Genomic DNA, 16064 nt, shown 5'->3' with positions numbered 1-16064 from the left:
ATGCTTTTCGTAGGGTGGGCAAGTTTCTTGCCCACGCGTTCAACGTTATGATGAACACCACGTACCAAACAAGGAACTGAATATGATCACTCCCGCCCTCTCCGGCAGCCTGTTCGTCGTCGCCGCACCATCCGGCGCCGGCAAATCGACCCTGGTCAACGCCCTGCTGAAGCTGGAACCGGGCATCAAGCTGTCGATCTCGACCACCACGCGTCCGCCGCGTCCGGGCGAGCAGGACGGCCGCGAATACCACTTCACGACGGCGGAAGACTTCGTTTCGCGCGCCGACCGCGGTGAGTTCCTGGAATGGGCGGAAGTCCACGGCAACTACTACGGCACCAGCCGCCTGACCGTGGAACAGGAGATGAAGCTGGGCACCGACATCCTGCTGGAGATCGACTGGCAGGGCGCGCGCCAGGTGAAGAAGCAGTTCCCCGACGCCGCCGGCATCTTCATTTTGCCGCCGTCGATCGAAGCCCTGGAGGAGCGCCTGCACAAGCGCGGCACCGACGAGCCCCACATCATCACCCGCCGCCTGCTGGCCGCCGGGGGGGAGATGGCTCACGCTCCGGAGTTCGAATATGCTATCATCAACGAAGAGTTCAACGTCGCCCTCGCAGAACTGCAGGCGATTGTCAAAGCGACACGTTGCCGTTTCGCCCAGCAGGCGGCGCGCAACGCCGACTTGTTTGCCCAGCTGGGAATCCACGCGCAACAACCAAATTTGTGATCTAGCAGCGTGCGGCACCGCAAGGTCGTCGCACATTGTCCAATTCAGGAGTGACCTATGGCCCGCATTACCATCGAAGATTGCCTCAAGAACGTCCCGAACCGCTTCCAGCTGACCCTGGCCGCGACCTACCGCGCGCGCCAGCTGCTGCAGGGGCACACCCCGAAGGTCGAAGCCAAGGACAAGCCGACCGTCGTCGCGCTGCGCGAAATCGCGGCCGGCAAGGTCGGCCTCGAGATGCTGAAAAAGGTCCCGATGTAATACCCATCCTGGATGGCAGGTTTAGGTATATCGATATTCTGTTATTCTGTGCCTACACTGGCTGATCGATATTACATATGAGTTTGTCTTCCCCGGATTCGACCCATCCAGGAACCCCTGCCCGCACCAAGCGTCCGGGCAAACCGCAAGACGCCGAGGCACCGGCGCCCGCCCCGGGCGTCGCCTCGGTCACGCAGCTCATCAACAAGCTGTCCGACTACCTCACCCCCGCCGAGCTGAAAAAGGTCAAGGAAGCCTATCGCTTCTCCGACGAGATGCATCTCGGCCAGGTCCGCAAGTCCGGTGAGCCCTACATTTCCCATCCGATCGCCGTCGCGGAGATCTGCGCCGAGTGGAAGCTCGACGCCCAGGCCATCATGGCCGCGCTGCTGCACGACGTGATCGAAGACCAGGACGTCAAGAAGGACGAGCTGATCGAGCGCTTCGGCGCCCAGGTCGCCAACATGGTCGACGGCCTGTCCAAGCTCGAAAAGATCGAGTTCCAGAGCCAGATCGAGGCCCAGGCCGAGAACTTCCGCAAGATGCTGCTGGCCATGGCCTCGGACGTGCGTGTCATCCTGATCAAGCTCGCCGACCGCCTGCACAACATGCGCACCATGGGCGTGATGGTCCCGGCCAAGCGCCGCCGCATCTCGCGCGAGACCATGGAAGTCTATGTGCCGATCGCGCACCGCCTCGGCCTGAACAACATCTACCGCGAGCTGCAGGACCTGTCCTTCGCCCACCTCTACCCGCTGCGCTACTTCACGCTGGCCAAGGCCATCAAGGCGGCGCGCGGCAACCGCCGCGAAGTCGTCAAGAAGATCCTCGAGGCGGTCAAGAACCAGCTGGCAACTAGCGGCATCCAGGCCGAGGTCTACGGCCGCGAAAAGACCCTGTACGGCATCTATAAAAAGATGCGCAACAAGCACCTGTCGTTCTCGCAGGTGCTGGACGTGTACGGCTTCCGCGTGGTGGTCGACACGGTGCCGAACTGTTACGTGGCGCTCGGCACCCTGCACGCCCTGTACAAGCCGATGCCCGGCAAGTTCAAGGACTACATCGCGATCCGCAAGATCAACGGCTACCAGTCGCTGCACACCACACTGATCGGCCCCTACGGCACCCCGGTCGAATTCCAGATCCGCACCCAGGACATGCACCGCACCGCCGAAAGCGGCGTGGCGGCGCACTGGCTGTACAAGACCGGCGACTCGAACATGTCGGACCTGCAGCAGCGCACCCATGCCTGGCTGCAGTCGCTGCTCGACATCCAGCAGCAGACCGGCGACTCGGCCGAGTTCCTCGAGCACGTCAAGGTCGACCTGTTCCCGGATTCGGTCTACGTGTTCACCCCGAAGTCGAAGATCATCGCCCTGCCGCGCGGCGCCACGGCGCTCGACTTCGCCTACTCGATCCACACCGGCATCGGCGACCACACGGTGGCGGTCAAGATCAACAACGAGACCCAGCCGCTGCGCACCGAACTGCACAACGGCGACATCGTCGAGATCGTCACCGATCCGGAATCGCGTCCGAGCCCGACCTGGCTGTCGTTCGTCCGTACCGGCAAGGCGCGTTCGGCGATCCGCCACTACCTGCGCACGGTGAACGTCAACGAGTCGGTCGAGCTGGGCCAGGAACTGCTGGCCGGCGCCCTGGCCGCCCGCAACATCGGCGCCGAGCTGCCGCCGAGCACCATCGAAAAGCTGCTGGCGGAATCCTCGGCCAAGTCGATGGAAGAACTGTATGCCGACATCGGCATCGGCAAGCGCATGCCGCAGCTGGTGGCGCGCCACATCTTCGGCCTGATGGACGCGGACCCGGAACACAAGCCGTCCGACCTGCCGCTGCCGAGCAGCGACATCGACCCGGTCACCATCTACGGCAGCGAAGGGGTCTCGGTGCAGCTGGCGCCCTGCTGCCTGCCGATCCCGGGCGACCAGATCACCGGCCAGCTGCGCCGCGACCAGGGGCTGGTGGTGCATACCAAGGACTGCCTGCCGGCGGCGCGGGTCCGCTCCAAGGAACCGGACCGCTGGATCGCCGTGCAGTGGGGCGAGGAGCTCAACCGCCGCTTCGACTGCCGCATCCGCCTGCTCATCAACAACGAGAAGGGCATCCTGGCGCGCGTGGCCGCCGAGATCGGCGAGTCCGACGCCAACATCACCTATGTCGGCATGGACGAGGACGACGAACACCTGATGACGCAGCTGCGCTTCACCATCCAGGTGAAAGACCGGGTGCACCTGGCGCAGCTGATCCGCAACCTGCGGCGGGTGGCGGGCGTGAACCGGGTCGAGCGCGAGCGCTCCTGATCCGTAACGGCGGCCGGGCGCCCGGCCGCCCGCATGCACCCTGCATGCGCCGACACAGCTCATCCATTCGTGCGCTCACTGGCAGCTTGTCCATATTAATATTTGGACAATATCCACCACGAGAGCGCTTACATGAACACTTCCTCCCTCCGTTTTGCCGTCGCGTCGCTGCTGCTGGGCGCAAGCTTCACCGCCCCGGCGGCCTCGGCCGCTTCGCTGGTCACCAAGCCGCTGGTCATTAGCGGCGTCATCCATGAAGTGCTGGGGCTGTCGCTGCGCTGCGCCTCGAAGCTCGGCGGAACGCTGGTCGGGCACGGCAGCGATCCGGCCCTCGGCCAGGTCGCCTTCATGGGCAAGGACTGCGTCACGCCCAACGGCCCGCTGCTCACCTTCAGCGACGGCCGCATCACCCTGCTTACCGGGAGCGGCGAGATGATCTACGCCAACTACAGCGGCCAGGCGGTCCCGACCGGCGACGGCAAGGTTGCCTTCAGCAATGCCACCTTCCAGATTACCGGCGGCACCGGACGCTACCACCGCGCTTCCGGCGGCGGCGACTTCACCGGCAGCCAGGCACTCCTGACCGGCGCCGGCACCATCAAGCTGAGCGGCAAAATCACCTACCGCGAGTAAGAGCAAGAGCGCCCGACAACACCCCGCACCGATCCGCACGCTGCGCGGGGTGGCGGGCGTCTCGCAATCGCCTCGGCGGCTCCGGCGCCCCCGAAACCTGTATGATGCTGGCATCTTTCCCTCCAGGCAGCCGTACTTATGCTCTCGTTGGACCACATCGAAGCCGTCTTCAACAGTTCGACGATTCCCACCGCCCTGTTCTCGCCGTCCGAGGATCCGGTCTTTGTCGCGGTCAACGACGCCTTCCTGCGTACCAGCACGCGTACGCGCGAAGAGCTCCTGGGAACGCGCCTGTTCGCCGCCTTCGACACGCCCCGGGAAACCCCGGAGGCCCCCGCCGCCGCCTTGCAGGAATCGATCATGCAGGCGATCCGGACCGGCAAGCCGCAGACCATGCCGGCGCAGCATTATCCGATCAAGGTCAAGCAGGCCGACGGCAGCGATGCCTTTGAAGACCGTTACTGGAATGCGGTCAACGCACCGGTATTCGACGCGGCCGGGCAGCTGATCTTCGTGCTGCACTACATGCTCGACATCACCGGACAGGTCGAGGCCCGCGAAGAACAGCGTGCGGCGATTGAGCTCTACAGCACGCTGATCGCATCGATGGATGACGGCTTCTGCATCGTCGACGTCGTCTACGACGACACCGGCAAGCCGATCGATTACCGCTTCCTCGACGTCAACCCCGCCTTCGAGGCCCAGACCGGCCTGAAGAACGCACGCGGGAAGAGCGTGCGCCAGCTGGTGCCGGACTCGGACGACACCCATTGGGCCGAGCTGTACAGCAGCGTGGCATTGACGGGCAGGCCACTGCGCCTGGTCGAGGAGGGATCGCCGATCGGCCGCTGGTTCAATATCTATGCAACGCGCGTGGGCGATCCGAAGCTGGGCAAGGTGGCGGTGCTGTTCAGCGATGTCACCGAAAGCCGGCGCGCGCGCGACGACCTGCGCAGCCTGGCCAACGACCTGGCCACCGAAAACCGGCGCAAGACCGAGTTCCTCGCGACCCTGGCGCATGAACTGCGCAACCCGCTGGCGCCGCTCCGCACGGGCCTGGAGCTCATCCGGATTGCGGGAGGCAAGCCCCCGCCGAAGGTGTTCGACATGATGGACCGCCAGCTGCACCAGCTGGTGCACCTGATCGACGACCTGCTGGACATCGCCCGCATCAACAGCGGCAAGGTACAGCTGAAGCGGGAACGGATCGTGCTGCGCGACGCCATCGCGAACGCGGTCGACACCGCCCTGCCCGTGATCGAGGCGGCAGGACACCAGCTCGACGCCTCCCTCCCCGACCACGAGCTGCTGCTGCACGCCGACCCCGTCCGCCTGGCGCAGGTGTTCAGCAACCTGCTTGCCAACGCGGCCAAGTACACGCCCGGCGGCGGAAGGATTGGCATCACGGTGCAGCATGACGACAGAAGCGTGCGCGTCGCAGTCAGCGACACCGGCATCGGCATCCCCACGGACGCCCTGCCCGGCGTCTTCGACATGTTCAGCCAGGTGTCGCGCAACATGGGACGTGCGCAAGGCGGCCTGGGCATCGGCCTGTCCCTGGTGCGCAGCCTCGTCGAGATGCATGGTGGAGCGGTGCATGCGGAGAGTGCCGGCGAGGGCAAGGGCAGCACCTTCGTCGTGGAACTGCCGCTGGCCTCCGGCAGCGGCGCGGAGCTTCCCTCGTGCGCCGCGCCGTCCGCCGGCGCGCCGATCCGCCACACGGGCAGGCTGAAGATCCTCGTCGCCGACGACAACGTCGACGCCGCCAGCACCTTCATGGCCCTGCTGGAAACCGGCGGCCACCGGGTCGACGTGGTCCACGACGGCCGGCAGGCGCTCGAGCAGGCGCGGACGGGCGGCTACGACCTCGCCATCCTCGACATCGGGATGCCGGGCTTGAGCGGCTACGAGGTGGCGGCGGCATTGCGCCAAAGTCCCGGCTGCGCGCATACCTTCCTTGCCGCGCTGACCGGCTGGGGCTCCGAAGAAGACCAGGCCCGGGCCAGGGCCGCAGGCTTCGATGCGCACCTGACCAAGCCCGCGGGGCTGGCCGAGATCGACCGCCTGCTGCAGTCCTTGCTGGACAAGCGGGGGGAATAGCGCCAGGAACCGACGCGTGACAAAGGCAAGTCCGGCACTTGCCTGTTAGAATCCCTTGCTTACACCAAGAGAACAGCATGAAGACGCGTACCTACCTTGCCGCGATCGTCCTGACCGTCCTTGTACCGCTGCTGGCGCTGTCCGCCTGGGGCCTGAACCTCCTGCTGGAAGAGGAGAAGGAAGCGCGCCTGCTGACGGTCGAGGCGCGCGCGCGCTCGATCGCGCTGTCGATCGACAAGGAACTGGTGCGCGCCGAGGGCGCCTTGCGCGTGATCGGCCAGACCGACCAGATGTCCAGGGAAGATTTTTCGCCCCTGTACGAACTCATGCGCAAAACGATCACCTCGCCGGATTCCTGGGCCGTGCTCTACGGCGCCGACGGCAGCATGCTGATGCACACGCACCACCCCTACGGCGCCAGTTTCGACGAGGGACCGAACACCTGGGTGCCGCAAGCGATCGCGCTGCAAAAGCCGAGCGTGACCAACCTGCGCGAGGGCCGCGCCGGCAAGTGGAAGGTCGTGTCGGTCAACCTGCCCGTGAAAAGCGCGGGCGGGCGCCAGTTCCTGCTGTCGCACACCTTCCACGTCAGCCACATCACCGCCCTGCTGCACCGCCAGGAACTGCCGCCGAACTGGGTGGTGGGCGTGTTCGGCGACGACGGCATCTCGATCGCCCGCAACCTGCGCGAGAAGGATTTCGTCGGCACGCCGGTCAAGCGCGAGCTGTACAAGGCCTCGCGCGAGCGCGCCAGCGGCAGGCTGGTCAACCTGACGCGCGACGGATTCTGGGCCTACAACACCTTCACGCACACCACCCGCGCCGACTGGACCGTCGCCATCGCCGCGCCGGAGGAAGAAATCAACCGGCCGGCGCGCACCGCCACCCTGATCGCGGGATGCGTGCTGCTGTTCGCCCTGGGCAGCGCCCTGCTCGGCATCGTCCTGTTCGCCCGGCGCCTCAGCGCGTCCTTCGACCTCGCCCTCGATGCCGCCAAGTCCCTCGAACTCGGCAAGATGCCGGTCGTCCAGCCTTCGGGGGTGGTCGAAGCCGACGTGCTGCAGCGTGCCCTGCACGATGCGGGCGCCAAGCTCGCAGCCGAGAACGAGGCCCGGCGGCGGCTCGAGCGCGAACGCGAGCAGCTGCTGTGCAGCGAGCGGGACGCACGGCGCGCGGCCGAGAACCAGAACAACGCCAAGGACGAGTTCCTGGCCATGCTGGCCCACGAACTGCGCAATCCGCTCGCGCCCATCGTCGCGGCCGCGCACATGCTCAAGCTCCCGGGACGGGACGAGGCGAGCGTGCAGCGTACGGGCGACATCATCATCCGCCAGGCCGACCACCTCAAGTCGCTGATCCACGACCTGCTGGACGTCTCGCGCGTGACCCGGGGACTGGTATCGATCGACCAGCAAGCGGTCGAGATCGATGCAGTCGTCAGAAGCGCCATCGAACAGGCGCAGCCCCTGATCGATTCGCGCAAGCATGCGCTCGCACTGAACCTGCGCTCGTCCAGGGCGGTCGTCCTCGGGGACAAGAAGCGCCTGGTCCAGGTCATCGCGAACCTGTTGACCAATGCCGCGAAATACACGCCGCCGGGCGGCAGGATCGCCTTGTCAGTCGAAACGCAGGGCGAGCAGCTGGTCCTTGCCGTCTCCGACAACGGCATCGGCATCGATCCGGAACTGCTGCCCCATGTATTCGACCTGTTCAGGCAGGCGGAGCGCTCGGCCGACCGCTCGCAGGGCGGCCTGGGACTGGGGCTGGCGCTGGTGCGCAGCATCATGGCCATGCACGATGGACAGGTGAGCGCGCACAGCGACGGTATCGGCAAGGGCGCCTGCTTCACCCTCACCCTGCCGCTGCATGCCGAGCGCGCCACCCAGGCGCGCGCGCCGCACGAAGCCGCCCGGGGAGGCGCGGCGCCCGTGCACCTGATGATCGTCGACGACAATGTCGATGCGGCGCGTTCGCTGGCCCACCTGCTGGAGGCCAAGGGACACCATGTCACGGTCATGGCCAACGCCCACAGCGCCCTCGACGAAAGCCTGCGCAAGCCGCTGTCGCTCTACATCCTGGACATCGGCCTGCCGGATATCGACGGCTACGAACTGGCGCGCCGCCTGCGCGCTGCGCCCGGCAGCGCGGGCGCGGTGCTGGTCGCGCTGACCGGCTACGGCCAGATGCACGACCAGCACAAGGCCTTCGCGGCCGGCTTCGACCACCACTTCGTCAAGCCGATCGATATCGCGGCGCTCGACGGCATCCTGGCGGATGCCGCGCAGGCGCAGGCGGGCCAAGCCGTCTGCGACTGAAGCCCCGCCTCAGTGCCGGCGGCCTGCGCCCGGCGCGGCGGGAACCAGCTCGGTAAAGTCGAGCGTTTCCCCGGACAGGAGCGCCGCCTCGTCGTGGCGGTAGCCGCACAGCGCGGTGGCCAGCATCAGCGGCACTTCGAACAGGCAGTCCACGTCGGCATCGGCGCCGCCCTGTTCGTCCTGGGTCGCCTTCATTTCGGCGTGGATGGTGGCGAGGAGCGCGGGCGGCGCGCCGTCCACCGCCAGGTGGTACAGCCCTTCTTCGGACAGGTGGACGACGTCCCAGAGCTTGGTCCCATCCTTGTACTGGAAGGCGGCGCTGGCCATGACGTGTTCCTCGACCTGGCAGCCGAGCGCCTCGCAGCCTGCGGACAGGCGGGCCATGCCCTCGGCCTGGGTGGCCGGGTGCGCCATGTCGTTGAAGACCAGCAGGTAGCCGCCGCCCGGCAGGTCGGCGCCGGATACCGGGCTCTCGTTCAGCTCATCGGGCTCGCCCGTGTCGGCCAGCGACAGCTGGGCAAGGATGTCGTCTTTCGATCTGCCGCGTATCGCGATCCAGGCAAGGGAAAATCCCATGTGCTGCGTCCTTTCGAAACCGTTGTCATTGGGCGCCAGTGTGGAGCAATCCACATCGCTTGGCAAATCCCGGCAAGGGAGTCGTGCGCGGCGGGATCGGGGTTCAGGCCTGCACCGGCAGGGCAAGCTGCCCGCGCGCGCTGGACTGCGGGCGCGCCGCATGCGCGTCGCGCTCCAGCCGGAAGGTGCCGACCACCTGCGCCAGTTCGGCCGCCTGCTCCTGCATCGCCACCGCGGCGGCGGCGGCCTCCTCGACCAGCGCCGCGTTCTGCTGGGTCACGCGGTCCATCTCGACGATCGCGCCGTTCACCTGCTCGATGCCGGCGCGCTGTTCTTCGCTGGCGTTGGCGATCTCGTTCATGATGACGGTCACCTGGCCAATGCTGCGCACGATCTCGTTCATGGTCACGCCGGTGCGGTCGACCTGGCTGCTGCCTTCCGCCACCTTCGACACCGAATCGTCGATCAGCGCCTTGATTTCCTTGGCGGCGCTGGCCGAGCGGTGGGCCAGGTTGCGCACCTCGGTCGCCACGACCGCGAAGCCGCGGCCCTGTTCGCCGGCGCGCGCCGCTTCCACCGCCGCGTTCAGCGCCAGGATATTGGTCTGGAAGGCGATGCCGTCGATGACGCCGATGATGTCGGCGATCTTGCGCGAGGATTCGTTGATGGCGCCCATGGTCGAGACCACCTCGGCCACCATCTCGCCGCCCTGGCCGGCGATCATGGCGGCCTCGCCGGCCAGGCGATTGGCCTGGCGCGCGTTGTCCGCGTTCTGCTTCACGGTCGAGGTCAGTTCTTCCATCGAGGCCGCGGTCTCTTCCAGGGCGCTGGCCTGTTGTTCGGTACGCGCGGACAGGTCCTGGTTGCCGGCCGCGATCTCGCCGGATGCCACGGCGATGGTGCCGGTGCCGGCCCGCACGCGGCCGACGATGCCGGCCAGGCTGTCGTTCATCGCGCCCAGCGCCCGCATCAGCTGGCCGGTTTCGTCGCGGCTGCCGGCCGTGATGCGGCTGGCCAGGTCGCCGGCAGCGACCTTCTCCGCCACCGCCACTGCGGCGCGGATCGGCACGGTGATCGAACGGGTGATCAGCCAGGCGCAGGCGACGCCGAAGACGATGGCGGCGATGCCCAGCGAGACCAGCAGGACGCGCGTGCCCGCATAGGAATCGAGGATGGAACTGGCGACCCCGTCGGCCGCGGTGATCTGCATGTGGGCGAGCTTGGCGACGGCGTCCTGGAAACGTTTCGTATGGGGCAGCATGTGCTCGCGGTAGATCGTGCCTGCGAGCTCGTGGTTCCCATCCAGCTTCGCCTTGAACAGCGCGTCGCGCGCGGCCAGGTAGGCGACACGCTCCTGCTTGACGACCTTGAACTGTTCGTTGACGCCTTCGTTGCGCAGCGAGCTTTCGATCGCGTTCTGTAGTTCGTTCGAGCGAACCGAGACGGCCTGCATGCGCTGCGCCATGTCGGCGTACACGGCCGGGTCGGTGGCCACGAACACGGTTTCGATCCGTGCACTGTTCAGCTCGATGAGCTTGCCCCACTCCGCCACGTTGCGCTGGTTCTTGATGCTGGTGTTGACCAGGCGATGCGTCAGGTCGCCCGCCGACTGCATGCGCGCCAGCGCGGTCAGCGTCACGACGAGCAACAGGGACAGGACGATGGCGAACCCGATGCCGAGGCGGGCACCGATCTTGAAGTTTTTCACTGCTGGATCCTTCTGGAGGTGACGGAGTGCCGTCAAGGGATGAACACAGGTGGGCCGGGCGCCCTTGCTTGCGGTGGTACCAAAGGTGCCAGCGACGCGACGACAGAGAATAACATTGCCGAGGGGCAATTACAGTTCAATGCGGCAATTGCACAACTCAGGGATTTTACGTATTCCGGTGCAAGACGAATCGAGCCTGCCACATTGCCAACAGGAAGCACCTGATGCTACTGTTGGCCTTCCCACGCACACAGCGTTCCCAGATCGGAGAGTACATGAAGCGGGTTACTGGTATCGGCGGCATCTTTTTCCACGCACAAGACCCGGTGGCGCTGCGCGCCTGGTACGGGCGGCATCTGGGCGTCGACGTGCTGGAATGGGGCGGCGCCGCCTTCACCTGGGACGATTCGGCGCGCAAGCCGGACGGCGGGGTCACCATCTGGTCGATCGGCCAGGCCGGCAACGAGCACTTCGCCCCGGGCAAGGCGAACTTCATGATCAATTACCGGGTCGCCGACCTGGACGCACTGCTGCAGGCTCTGCGCGAGGAAGGCTGCAACGTCATGGACCAGACCGACAACTCGGAATTCGGCAAGTTCGGCTGGGTCATCGACCCGGAGGGCAACAAGGTCGAGCTGTGGGAGCCCCCAACGGAGCCCCAGGCACAGTAAAGGCTCAGCCGGCCAGCGCGGCGCGCTGGCGCTCTTCCTGCTCGCGCAGTTCCGGGGTCATGGCCTCGCCGAAGTCTTCCATGTCGAAGATCTGGCGGATCTCGATCTCGGCTTCGCCGCCCGCCATCGGCATCGGCACCCGCTTGACCCATGCGATCGCCTCTTCCTTCGATTTCACGTTCCAGATCCAGAAGCCGGCCAGCAATTCCTTGGTTTCGGCAAAGGGGCCGTCGACCACGCGGACATTTCCACTTTTATCGAAATGAACGCGTGCGCCGCGCGAGGACGGGTGCAGGCCTTCGCCGGCCAGCATCACGCCGGCTTTGATCAGCTCGTCGTTGAAGTTGCCCATGTCAGTGAGCAGTTTCTCGTCAGGCATTTCGCCCGCTTCACTGTGTTTGTCCGCCTTCAGCAAGATCATGAATCGCATCGCATCCTCCGTTTGGGTTGGTTGTTGACACTACGACGATCGGGAAGGCCGGCAATTGACATCGCCGCCCGGATTTTTTTAATTTTTTTCCAGCTGGGCCAGTTCAAGGATCGCATCGAAGGCCGCACACGCCCCGGCGCAGGCCTCGGCGATCTCCACCGGGCCGGTGACATGCGCACGCAGCGCTCCCATGAAGGCGCGCCAGCGCGGCCCCGGGCCGTCCTCGTCGCCGCGCAGATAGCGCAGCGGATGCGGGGCCAGCGGCCCGGCCAGCTTGCCGTACAGGACCGCGCCGCCCAGCTGCGAGCCTTCGATCACGTAGGCGACGCCCCAGCGCCAGGCGGCGCTGGCGTCCGCCGGCCAGGCCGGGGCGGGACGCAGGGGCCGGACCTCGGGCATGCGCGGCTCGGCAAGGTCGGCCTGGATCAGGGCCAGGCGTCCGGTTGGCGGGAGCGTGGGTTCGGCCTGGGGGCCGTCGGCAAAGCCGGCCAGCCAGCGCTCGAGCGGCGCCAGCCAGTCGCGCAGCATGTGCAGGTGCGCGGCGTAATCGTCGAGGGAAGGAAGGGGTGCGGACAGCGGCAGGCCGCTGTCGAGCCGCTCGTGCCGCGAGGCAGTCGCAGTCCGCAGCGCGGCCAGTACGTCGGTGTCGCGCGCGGAATCGTTGGAACGGTTCATGAAGGCTGGGAAAGCGGCGAATCGTCCATCTTACCAGTTCAGAAGGCCTAGTCGGTTACCGGTTCCGGATATTCCACTGAAAGAATCTCGAGCTCGTCGGTTCCGAGCGGCGTCTGCAGCGTGATGACATCGCCCTCGCGCGCCTTGGTCAGCGCACGCGCCACCGGCGAGACCCAGCTGATCTTGCCGCGCAGCGGGTCGAGCTCGTCGACCCCGACGATGGTCACGGTATGCTCCTCGCCCGCCCTGTTGAGGTAGGTGACGGTGGCGCCGAAGAAGACCTGGTCGTTGCCATGATGCACGCTGGGGTCGACCACGAAGGCCGAATCCATGCGCTTGGTGAGGAAGCGGATGCGGCGGTCGATCTCGCGCAGGCGGCGCTTGCCGTAGATGTAGTCGCCGTTCTCCGAGCGGTCGCCGTTCGAGGCGGCCCAGTGCACCACCCTCACCACCTCGGGGCGGTCGACGTCGATCAGCTGCAGCAGCTCGTCCTTGATGGCCGCATAGCCGGCCGGGGTGATGTAGTTCTTGGCCCCGGCGGGAATCGCCTGGGCCAGCGCCAACGCCTCGGCGTCGTCATCGTCGTTGTCGGACTCTTTTACGAATGCCTTATTCATCAGCTTATTGTAACGGCAAGCGCCGCCGCCGGCTCACGCTTCCCGTATCATGTACTCCATGAAACGAGCACACGCACGATCCCGGCTGCTCGCGCCCCTGGTCCAGCTGGCGGCGCTGGTGCTGCTCGCCGAGGCCTGGACCTGGGATGTCGGCAGCCGTGCCGCCGCACGCATGGCGGCCTGGCCGCCGCTGCGCCGGCTCGAGGCGCGCGTGGGCGCCCTGCCGGCCTGGGCCGCCCTGTGCGCCTTCGTGCTGCCCGGACTGCTGCTCCTGCCGGTCAAGCTGCTCGCCCTGTTCGCCATCGCCCACGGCCATGCGCTGGCCGGCCTGGCCGGCTTCGTGGCCGCCAAGCTGGGGGGCGCCGTGGTGGTGGCGCGCATCTACGTGCTGACCCTGCCCACCCTGCTCACCCTCGCCTGGTTCGCGCGCTGGCACGGCGGCTTCCTGCGGCTCAAAGACCGCCTGCTGGCGGCGCTACTCGCCAGCGGCTTCTGGCGCCGGGTGCGCGCGGCCATGGCGGATGCGCGGCGCCGCCTGCGCCGGCTGCTGCGCCATGCCGGACGCCAGCCCAGCCACCTGGCGCGCGTGCTGCGCCGCCTCAAGACCCGCGTCAGGTCACGCTTCCAGGCGCGCGAACAGGCGCGCCGCCAAGACAAGACAGAGACCGAACTTCCATGAGTCCCATCCTTGCCCTGGCCGCCGAAATGCAGGCGGCCGCTTCCGAAATCTACTTGCTCGACGCTGTCACCCTGCGGGTGATCGACGCCAACCAGGCCGCGCGCCTGAATCTGGGCATGGACGCGGCCACGCTGCAGGCGATGGACGCCTACGCCCTGGCGCCCGGCCTCGACCGCGCCACGCTGGGCGAGCTGCTGGCCGGGCTGGGCGAGGAAGTCGGCGCCCAGGTCAGCCTGCGCACCCGCTTGCGGCGTCTCGACGGCAGCAGCTATCCGGTGCGGCTGTGTTTCCTGCGCATCGTGCGCGACGGCCGTTCGCTGCTGCTGGCGATTGCCGACGACCTCAGCCTGGAACAGGCGTCCGCGCAGGCGCTGGCCCAGTCGCAGGCGCGCTTCGACGCCATCGTGCGCAATACCCCGGGACTGGTGTTCCAGTTCGTGCTGCATCCGGACGGGCGCCAGGATTTCCCCTGGCTGAGCGAGGGCTGCGCCGCCCTGCTCGGCCTGTCCGTCTTGGCGCTGCAGCGCGACGCCAGCCTGTTCGAGCGCCTGATCCTGCCTGAAGACCGCAAGGGATGGCAGGAATCGATGGCGGCGTCCAGTGCCGCCATGAGCGCCTGGAACTGGGAAGGCCGGATCTGGATCGACGCCTGGAAGGACGTCAAGTGGATCAACCTGCGCGCCACCCCGCATCCCGTCGACGGCGGCGCGGTGCAGTGGGACGGCATCATGACCAACATCAGCGCCAGCAAGGAGGAACAGGAAGCAAGCATGCGTTCGCGCGCCCGGCTGGCCGAACTGACCGACCACATCGAGCAGGTCAAGGAACAGGAACGGGCGCGCATCGCGCGCGAGATCCACGACGACCTCGGCGGCAACCTCACGGCCATCAAGATGGCGCTGGCCATGCTGGCCGCGCGCCTGCCCGACAACCAGCCGGCCCTGCTGGAAAAGGCCGACTACCTCGACGACCTGGTCGACCGCACGATCGAGGCGGTGCACCGCATCTCGCTCGACCTGCGTCCCACGATGCTCGACCTCGGCATCGTGGCCGCGCTGGAGTGGCAGGCGCGCGAATTCGAGAAGCAGATGGGCATCGTCTGCATCTTCCGCGGCCCCCTGGACGAGGGGGAGGAACTCCTGCTCGACGACGACCACGCCACCGCCCTGTTCCGCATCTTCCAGGAAGCGCTGACCAACATCGCCAAGCATGCCCACGCGACCCGGGTGACGGTGACGCTGCGGCCCCAGCGCGCCCACCTGACCCTGACGATCTGCGACAACGGACGCGGCATCCACCCGGCCGACCGCCTCAAGCCGCATTCCTTCGGCCTGCACAGCATGAGCGAGCGCGCCAAGGCTTTCGGGGGAACGCTGAGCTTGTCGTCCGCGCCCGGAGGTGGCACGATGGTGACTATCAAGACCAGGCTGGCAACAGAACAATGAGTGACAAGGCAACAATCCGGGTATTCATCGCCGACGACCATGCGATCGTGCGCGAGGGCCTGAAGCAGATCCTGGCCGAGCAGCGCGACATCATCGTCGCGGGCGAGGCCGAAACCGGGCTCGATGCCGTCAAGCTGGTCGGCAAGGCGCGGCCGCACGTGATGCTGCTCGACATCTCCCTGCCCGACCGCAACGGGATCGACGTGCTCAAGCAGATCAAGAAGGACCGGCCCGAGCTGGCGGTGCTGATGCTGTCGATGCACCGCGAGGACCAGTACGCGATCCGCTCGCTCAAGGCCGGCGCGGCCGGTTACATGACCAAGCAGAGCGCCCCGCGCGAGCTGGTCACCGCAATCCGCCAGGTGGCCGCCGGCCAGAAGTACGTGAGCGCCGCGCTGGCCCAGACCCTGGCGGCCCAGGTCGGCGAAGACCACGAGGCGCCGCTGCACGACACCTTGTCCGACCGCGAATACCAGACCCTGACCATGATCGCCTCCGGGATGACGGTCAGCGACATCGCGCGCCAACTGTCGCTGTCGGTGAAGACGGTGAGCGAATACCGGGCCCGGCTGCTGGCGAAGATGAAGCTCAAGAACAGTGCGGAATTGACCCATTACGCCATCCGCAACGGGTTGGTGGGATGACATCTGTTGTAGAAGTACAGAAATAACACAGTTTGTTGCTGTTTTTTAATTGATGGTTGGCAAAGAAGCTGCTTATCATGTCGCTCACCAGCATTCCGTGTCTTGACAGCCATGTCCATCTCGTCCCCGCCGGCCGGCACCGGCCAGAATCCCGCCGACATTGCCCGCGAAGCCTTCCGGCGCCTGGCAACGCGCCGCATCGCACCGACGCCGGACGCCTATAAAGCCATCTACGACGAGATCGCCGGCGTTCCTCCCGCCC

15 protein-coding genes are annotated in these 16064 nt (G+C 66.6%); 10 read left to right on the top strand and 5 right to left on the bottom strand.

The features are described from left to right. The first annotated feature begins 82 nt into the window (after window positions 1-82). From gmk to FG94_RS16935, 6 genes are all read left to right on the top strand, one after another. Entirely contained in the window at window positions 83-730 is a 648-nt protein-coding gene (gene gmk, locus FG94_RS16960) for a guanylate kinase (RefSeq protein WP_027864404.1), read from the top strand. Window positions 731-787: 57 nt separating this feature from the next. Then, the gene (gene rpoZ, locus FG94_RS16955; protein ID WP_005665923.1) at window positions 788-991 is read left to right on the top strand and encodes a DNA-directed RNA polymerase subunit omega; all 204 of its coding nucleotides are present in this window, start codon (window positions 788-790) and stop codon (window positions 989-991) included. 77 nt (window positions 992-1068) lie between these two features. Next, a complete protein-coding gene (locus FG94_RS16950; RefSeq protein WP_036214116.1) occupies window positions 1069-3309 on the top strand; it encodes a bifunctional (p)ppGpp synthetase/guanosine-3',5'-bis(diphosphate) 3'-pyrophosphohydrolase in 2241 nt (746 codons plus the stop codon). 132 nt (window positions 3310-3441) lie between these two features. Then, entirely contained in the window at window positions 3442-3942 is a 501-nt protein-coding gene (locus FG94_RS16945; RefSeq protein ID WP_036214115.1) for a hypothetical protein, read from the top strand. Between the two features lie 138 nt (window positions 3943-4080). Further along, window positions 4081-6042, top strand: a complete 1962-nt coding sequence (locus FG94_RS26110) for an ATP-binding protein (protein WP_051996869.1) — start codon at window positions 4081-4083, stop codon at window positions 6040-6042. 77 nt (window positions 6043-6119) lie between these two features. Beyond that, entirely contained in the window at window positions 6120-8357 is a 2238-nt protein-coding gene (locus FG94_RS16935) for an ATP-binding protein (RefSeq protein ID WP_051996867.1), read from the top strand. Window positions 8358-8366: 9 nt separating this feature from the next. Here FG94_RS16935 and FG94_RS16930 read toward each other — a convergent pair whose 3' ends face one another. Together FG94_RS16930 and FG94_RS16925 are read right to left on the bottom strand one after the other, a co-directional pair. Further along, complete coding sequence (locus FG94_RS16930; RefSeq protein ID WP_036214113.1) at window positions 8367-8933, bottom strand: hypothetical protein; 567 nt, start codon at window positions 8931-8933, stop codon at window positions 8367-8369. 103 nt (window positions 8934-9036) lie between these two features. Next, entirely contained in the window at window positions 9037-10641 is a 1605-nt protein-coding gene (locus FG94_RS16925; RefSeq protein WP_036214112.1) for a methyl-accepting chemotaxis protein, read from the bottom strand. 275 nt (window positions 10642-10916) lie between these two features. Between FG94_RS16925 and FG94_RS16920 the strand changes: the two genes are divergently transcribed. Next, window positions 10917-11312: a VOC family protein gene (locus FG94_RS16920; RefSeq protein ID WP_036214110.1), complete on the top strand. Its 396-nt coding sequence runs from the start codon at window positions 10917-10919 to the stop codon at window positions 11310-11312. A 4-nt stretch (window positions 11313-11316) separates the two neighbouring features. Here the strand turns inward: FG94_RS16920 and FG94_RS16915 are convergent, their stop codons facing one another. The 3 genes from FG94_RS16915 to greB all read right to left on the bottom strand — a co-directional run bounded on the left by FG94_RS16915 (window position 11317) and on the right by greB (window position 13034). Further along, window positions 11317-11742 carry a YciI family protein gene (locus tag FG94_RS16915; RefSeq protein ID WP_036214108.1) on the bottom strand — a complete coding sequence of 142 codons (426 nt, stop codon included), beginning with the start codon at window positions 11740-11742 and terminating at the stop codon, window positions 11317-11319. Between the two features lie 78 nt (window positions 11743-11820). Then, window positions 11821-12417, bottom strand: coding sequence for a biliverdin-producing heme oxygenase (locus FG94_RS16910; RefSeq protein ID WP_036214107.1), 597 nt, complete (start codon window positions 12415-12417; stop codon window positions 11821-11823). A 47-nt stretch (window positions 12418-12464) separates the two neighbouring features. Beyond that, window positions 12465-13034, bottom strand: coding sequence for a transcription elongation factor GreB (gene greB / locus FG94_RS16905; RefSeq protein ID WP_036214105.1), 570 nt, complete (start codon window positions 13032-13034; stop codon window positions 12465-12467). A 58-nt stretch (window positions 13035-13092) separates the two neighbouring features. Here greB and FG94_RS16900 point away from each other — a divergent pair, with 58 nt between their 5' ends. Genes FG94_RS16900 through FG94_RS16890 form a run of 3 tightly spaced genes read left to right on the top strand, consistent with a single transcriptional unit; the run spans window position 13093 to window position 15802 of the window. Then, complete coding sequence (locus FG94_RS16900) at window positions 13093-13713, top strand: hypothetical protein (protein WP_051996892.1); 621 nt, start codon at window positions 13093-13095, stop codon at window positions 13711-13713. Continuing rightward, complete coding sequence (locus FG94_RS16895; protein ID WP_229445972.1) at window positions 13710-15158, top strand: ATP-binding protein; 1449 nt, start codon at window positions 13710-13712, stop codon at window positions 15156-15158. The genes FG94_RS16900 and FG94_RS16895 overlap by 4 nt, the downstream gene beginning before the upstream one ends. After that, complete coding sequence (locus tag FG94_RS16890) at window positions 15155-15802, top strand: response regulator transcription factor (protein ID WP_036214103.1); 648 nt, start codon at window positions 15155-15157, stop codon at window positions 15800-15802. The genes FG94_RS16895 and FG94_RS16890 overlap by 4 nt, the downstream gene beginning before the upstream one ends. The last annotated feature ends 262 nt before the right edge of the window (window positions 15803-16064 follow it).

Origin of the sequence: Massilia sp. LC238 (genome assembly GCF_000735635.1) — a bacterium.
Classification (GTDB): Bacteria; Pseudomonadota; Gammaproteobacteria; order Burkholderiales; family Burkholderiaceae_D; genus Telluria; species Telluria varians.
Note: the sequence above shows the minus strand (reverse complement) of the source record. Positions and strands in the feature narration are given on the sequence as shown.

Bases quoted from the DNA above. Each gene is read 5' to 3' on its own strand.
- gmk (WP_027864404.1), top strand. From the start codon at position 83: ATGATCACTCCCGCCCTCTCCGGCAGCCTGTTCGTCGTCGCCGCACCA.
- rpoZ (WP_005665923.1), top strand. From the start codon at position 788: ATGGCCCGCATTACCATCGAAGATTGCCTCAAGAACGTCCCGAACCGC.
- FG94_RS16950 (WP_036214116.1), top strand. From the start codon at position 1,069: ATGAGTTTGTCTTCCCCGGATTCGACCCATCCAGGAACCCCTGCCCGC.
- FG94_RS16945 (WP_036214115.1), top strand. From the start codon at position 3,442: ATGAACACTTCCTCCCTCCGTTTTGCCGTCGCGTCGCTGCTGCTGGGC.
- FG94_RS26110 (WP_051996869.1), top strand. From the start codon at position 4,081: ATGCTCTCGTTGGACCACATCGAAGCCGTCTTCAACAGTTCGACGATT.
- FG94_RS16935 (WP_051996867.1), top strand. From the start codon at position 6,120: ATGAAGACGCGTACCTACCTTGCCGCGATCGTCCTGACCGTCCTTGTA.
- FG94_RS16930 (WP_036214113.1), bottom strand. From the start codon at position 8,933: ATGGGATTTTCCCTTGCCTGGATCGCGATACGCGGCAGATCGAAAGAC.
- FG94_RS16920 (WP_036214110.1), top strand. From the start codon at position 10,917: ATGAAGCGGGTTACTGGTATCGGCGGCATCTTTTTCCACGCACAAGAC.
- FG94_RS16915 (WP_036214108.1), bottom strand. From the start codon at position 11,742: ATGCGATTCATGATCTTGCTGAAGGCGGACAAACACAGTGAAGCGGGC.
- FG94_RS16910 (WP_036214107.1), bottom strand. From the start codon at position 12,417: ATGAACCGTTCCAACGATTCCGCGCGCGACACCGACGTACTGGCCGCG.
- greB (WP_036214105.1), bottom strand. From the start codon at position 13,034: ATGAATAAGGCATTCGTAAAAGAGTCCGACAACGACGATGACGACGCC.
- FG94_RS16900 (WP_051996892.1), top strand. From the start codon at position 13,093: ATGAAACGAGCACACGCACGATCCCGGCTGCTCGCGCCCCTGGTCCAG.
- FG94_RS16895 (WP_229445972.1), top strand. From the start codon at position 13,710: ATGAGTCCCATCCTTGCCCTGGCCGCCGAAATGCAGGCGGCCGCTTCC.
- FG94_RS16890 (WP_036214103.1), top strand. From the start codon at position 15,155: ATGAGTGACAAGGCAACAATCCGGGTATTCATCGCCGACGACCATGCG.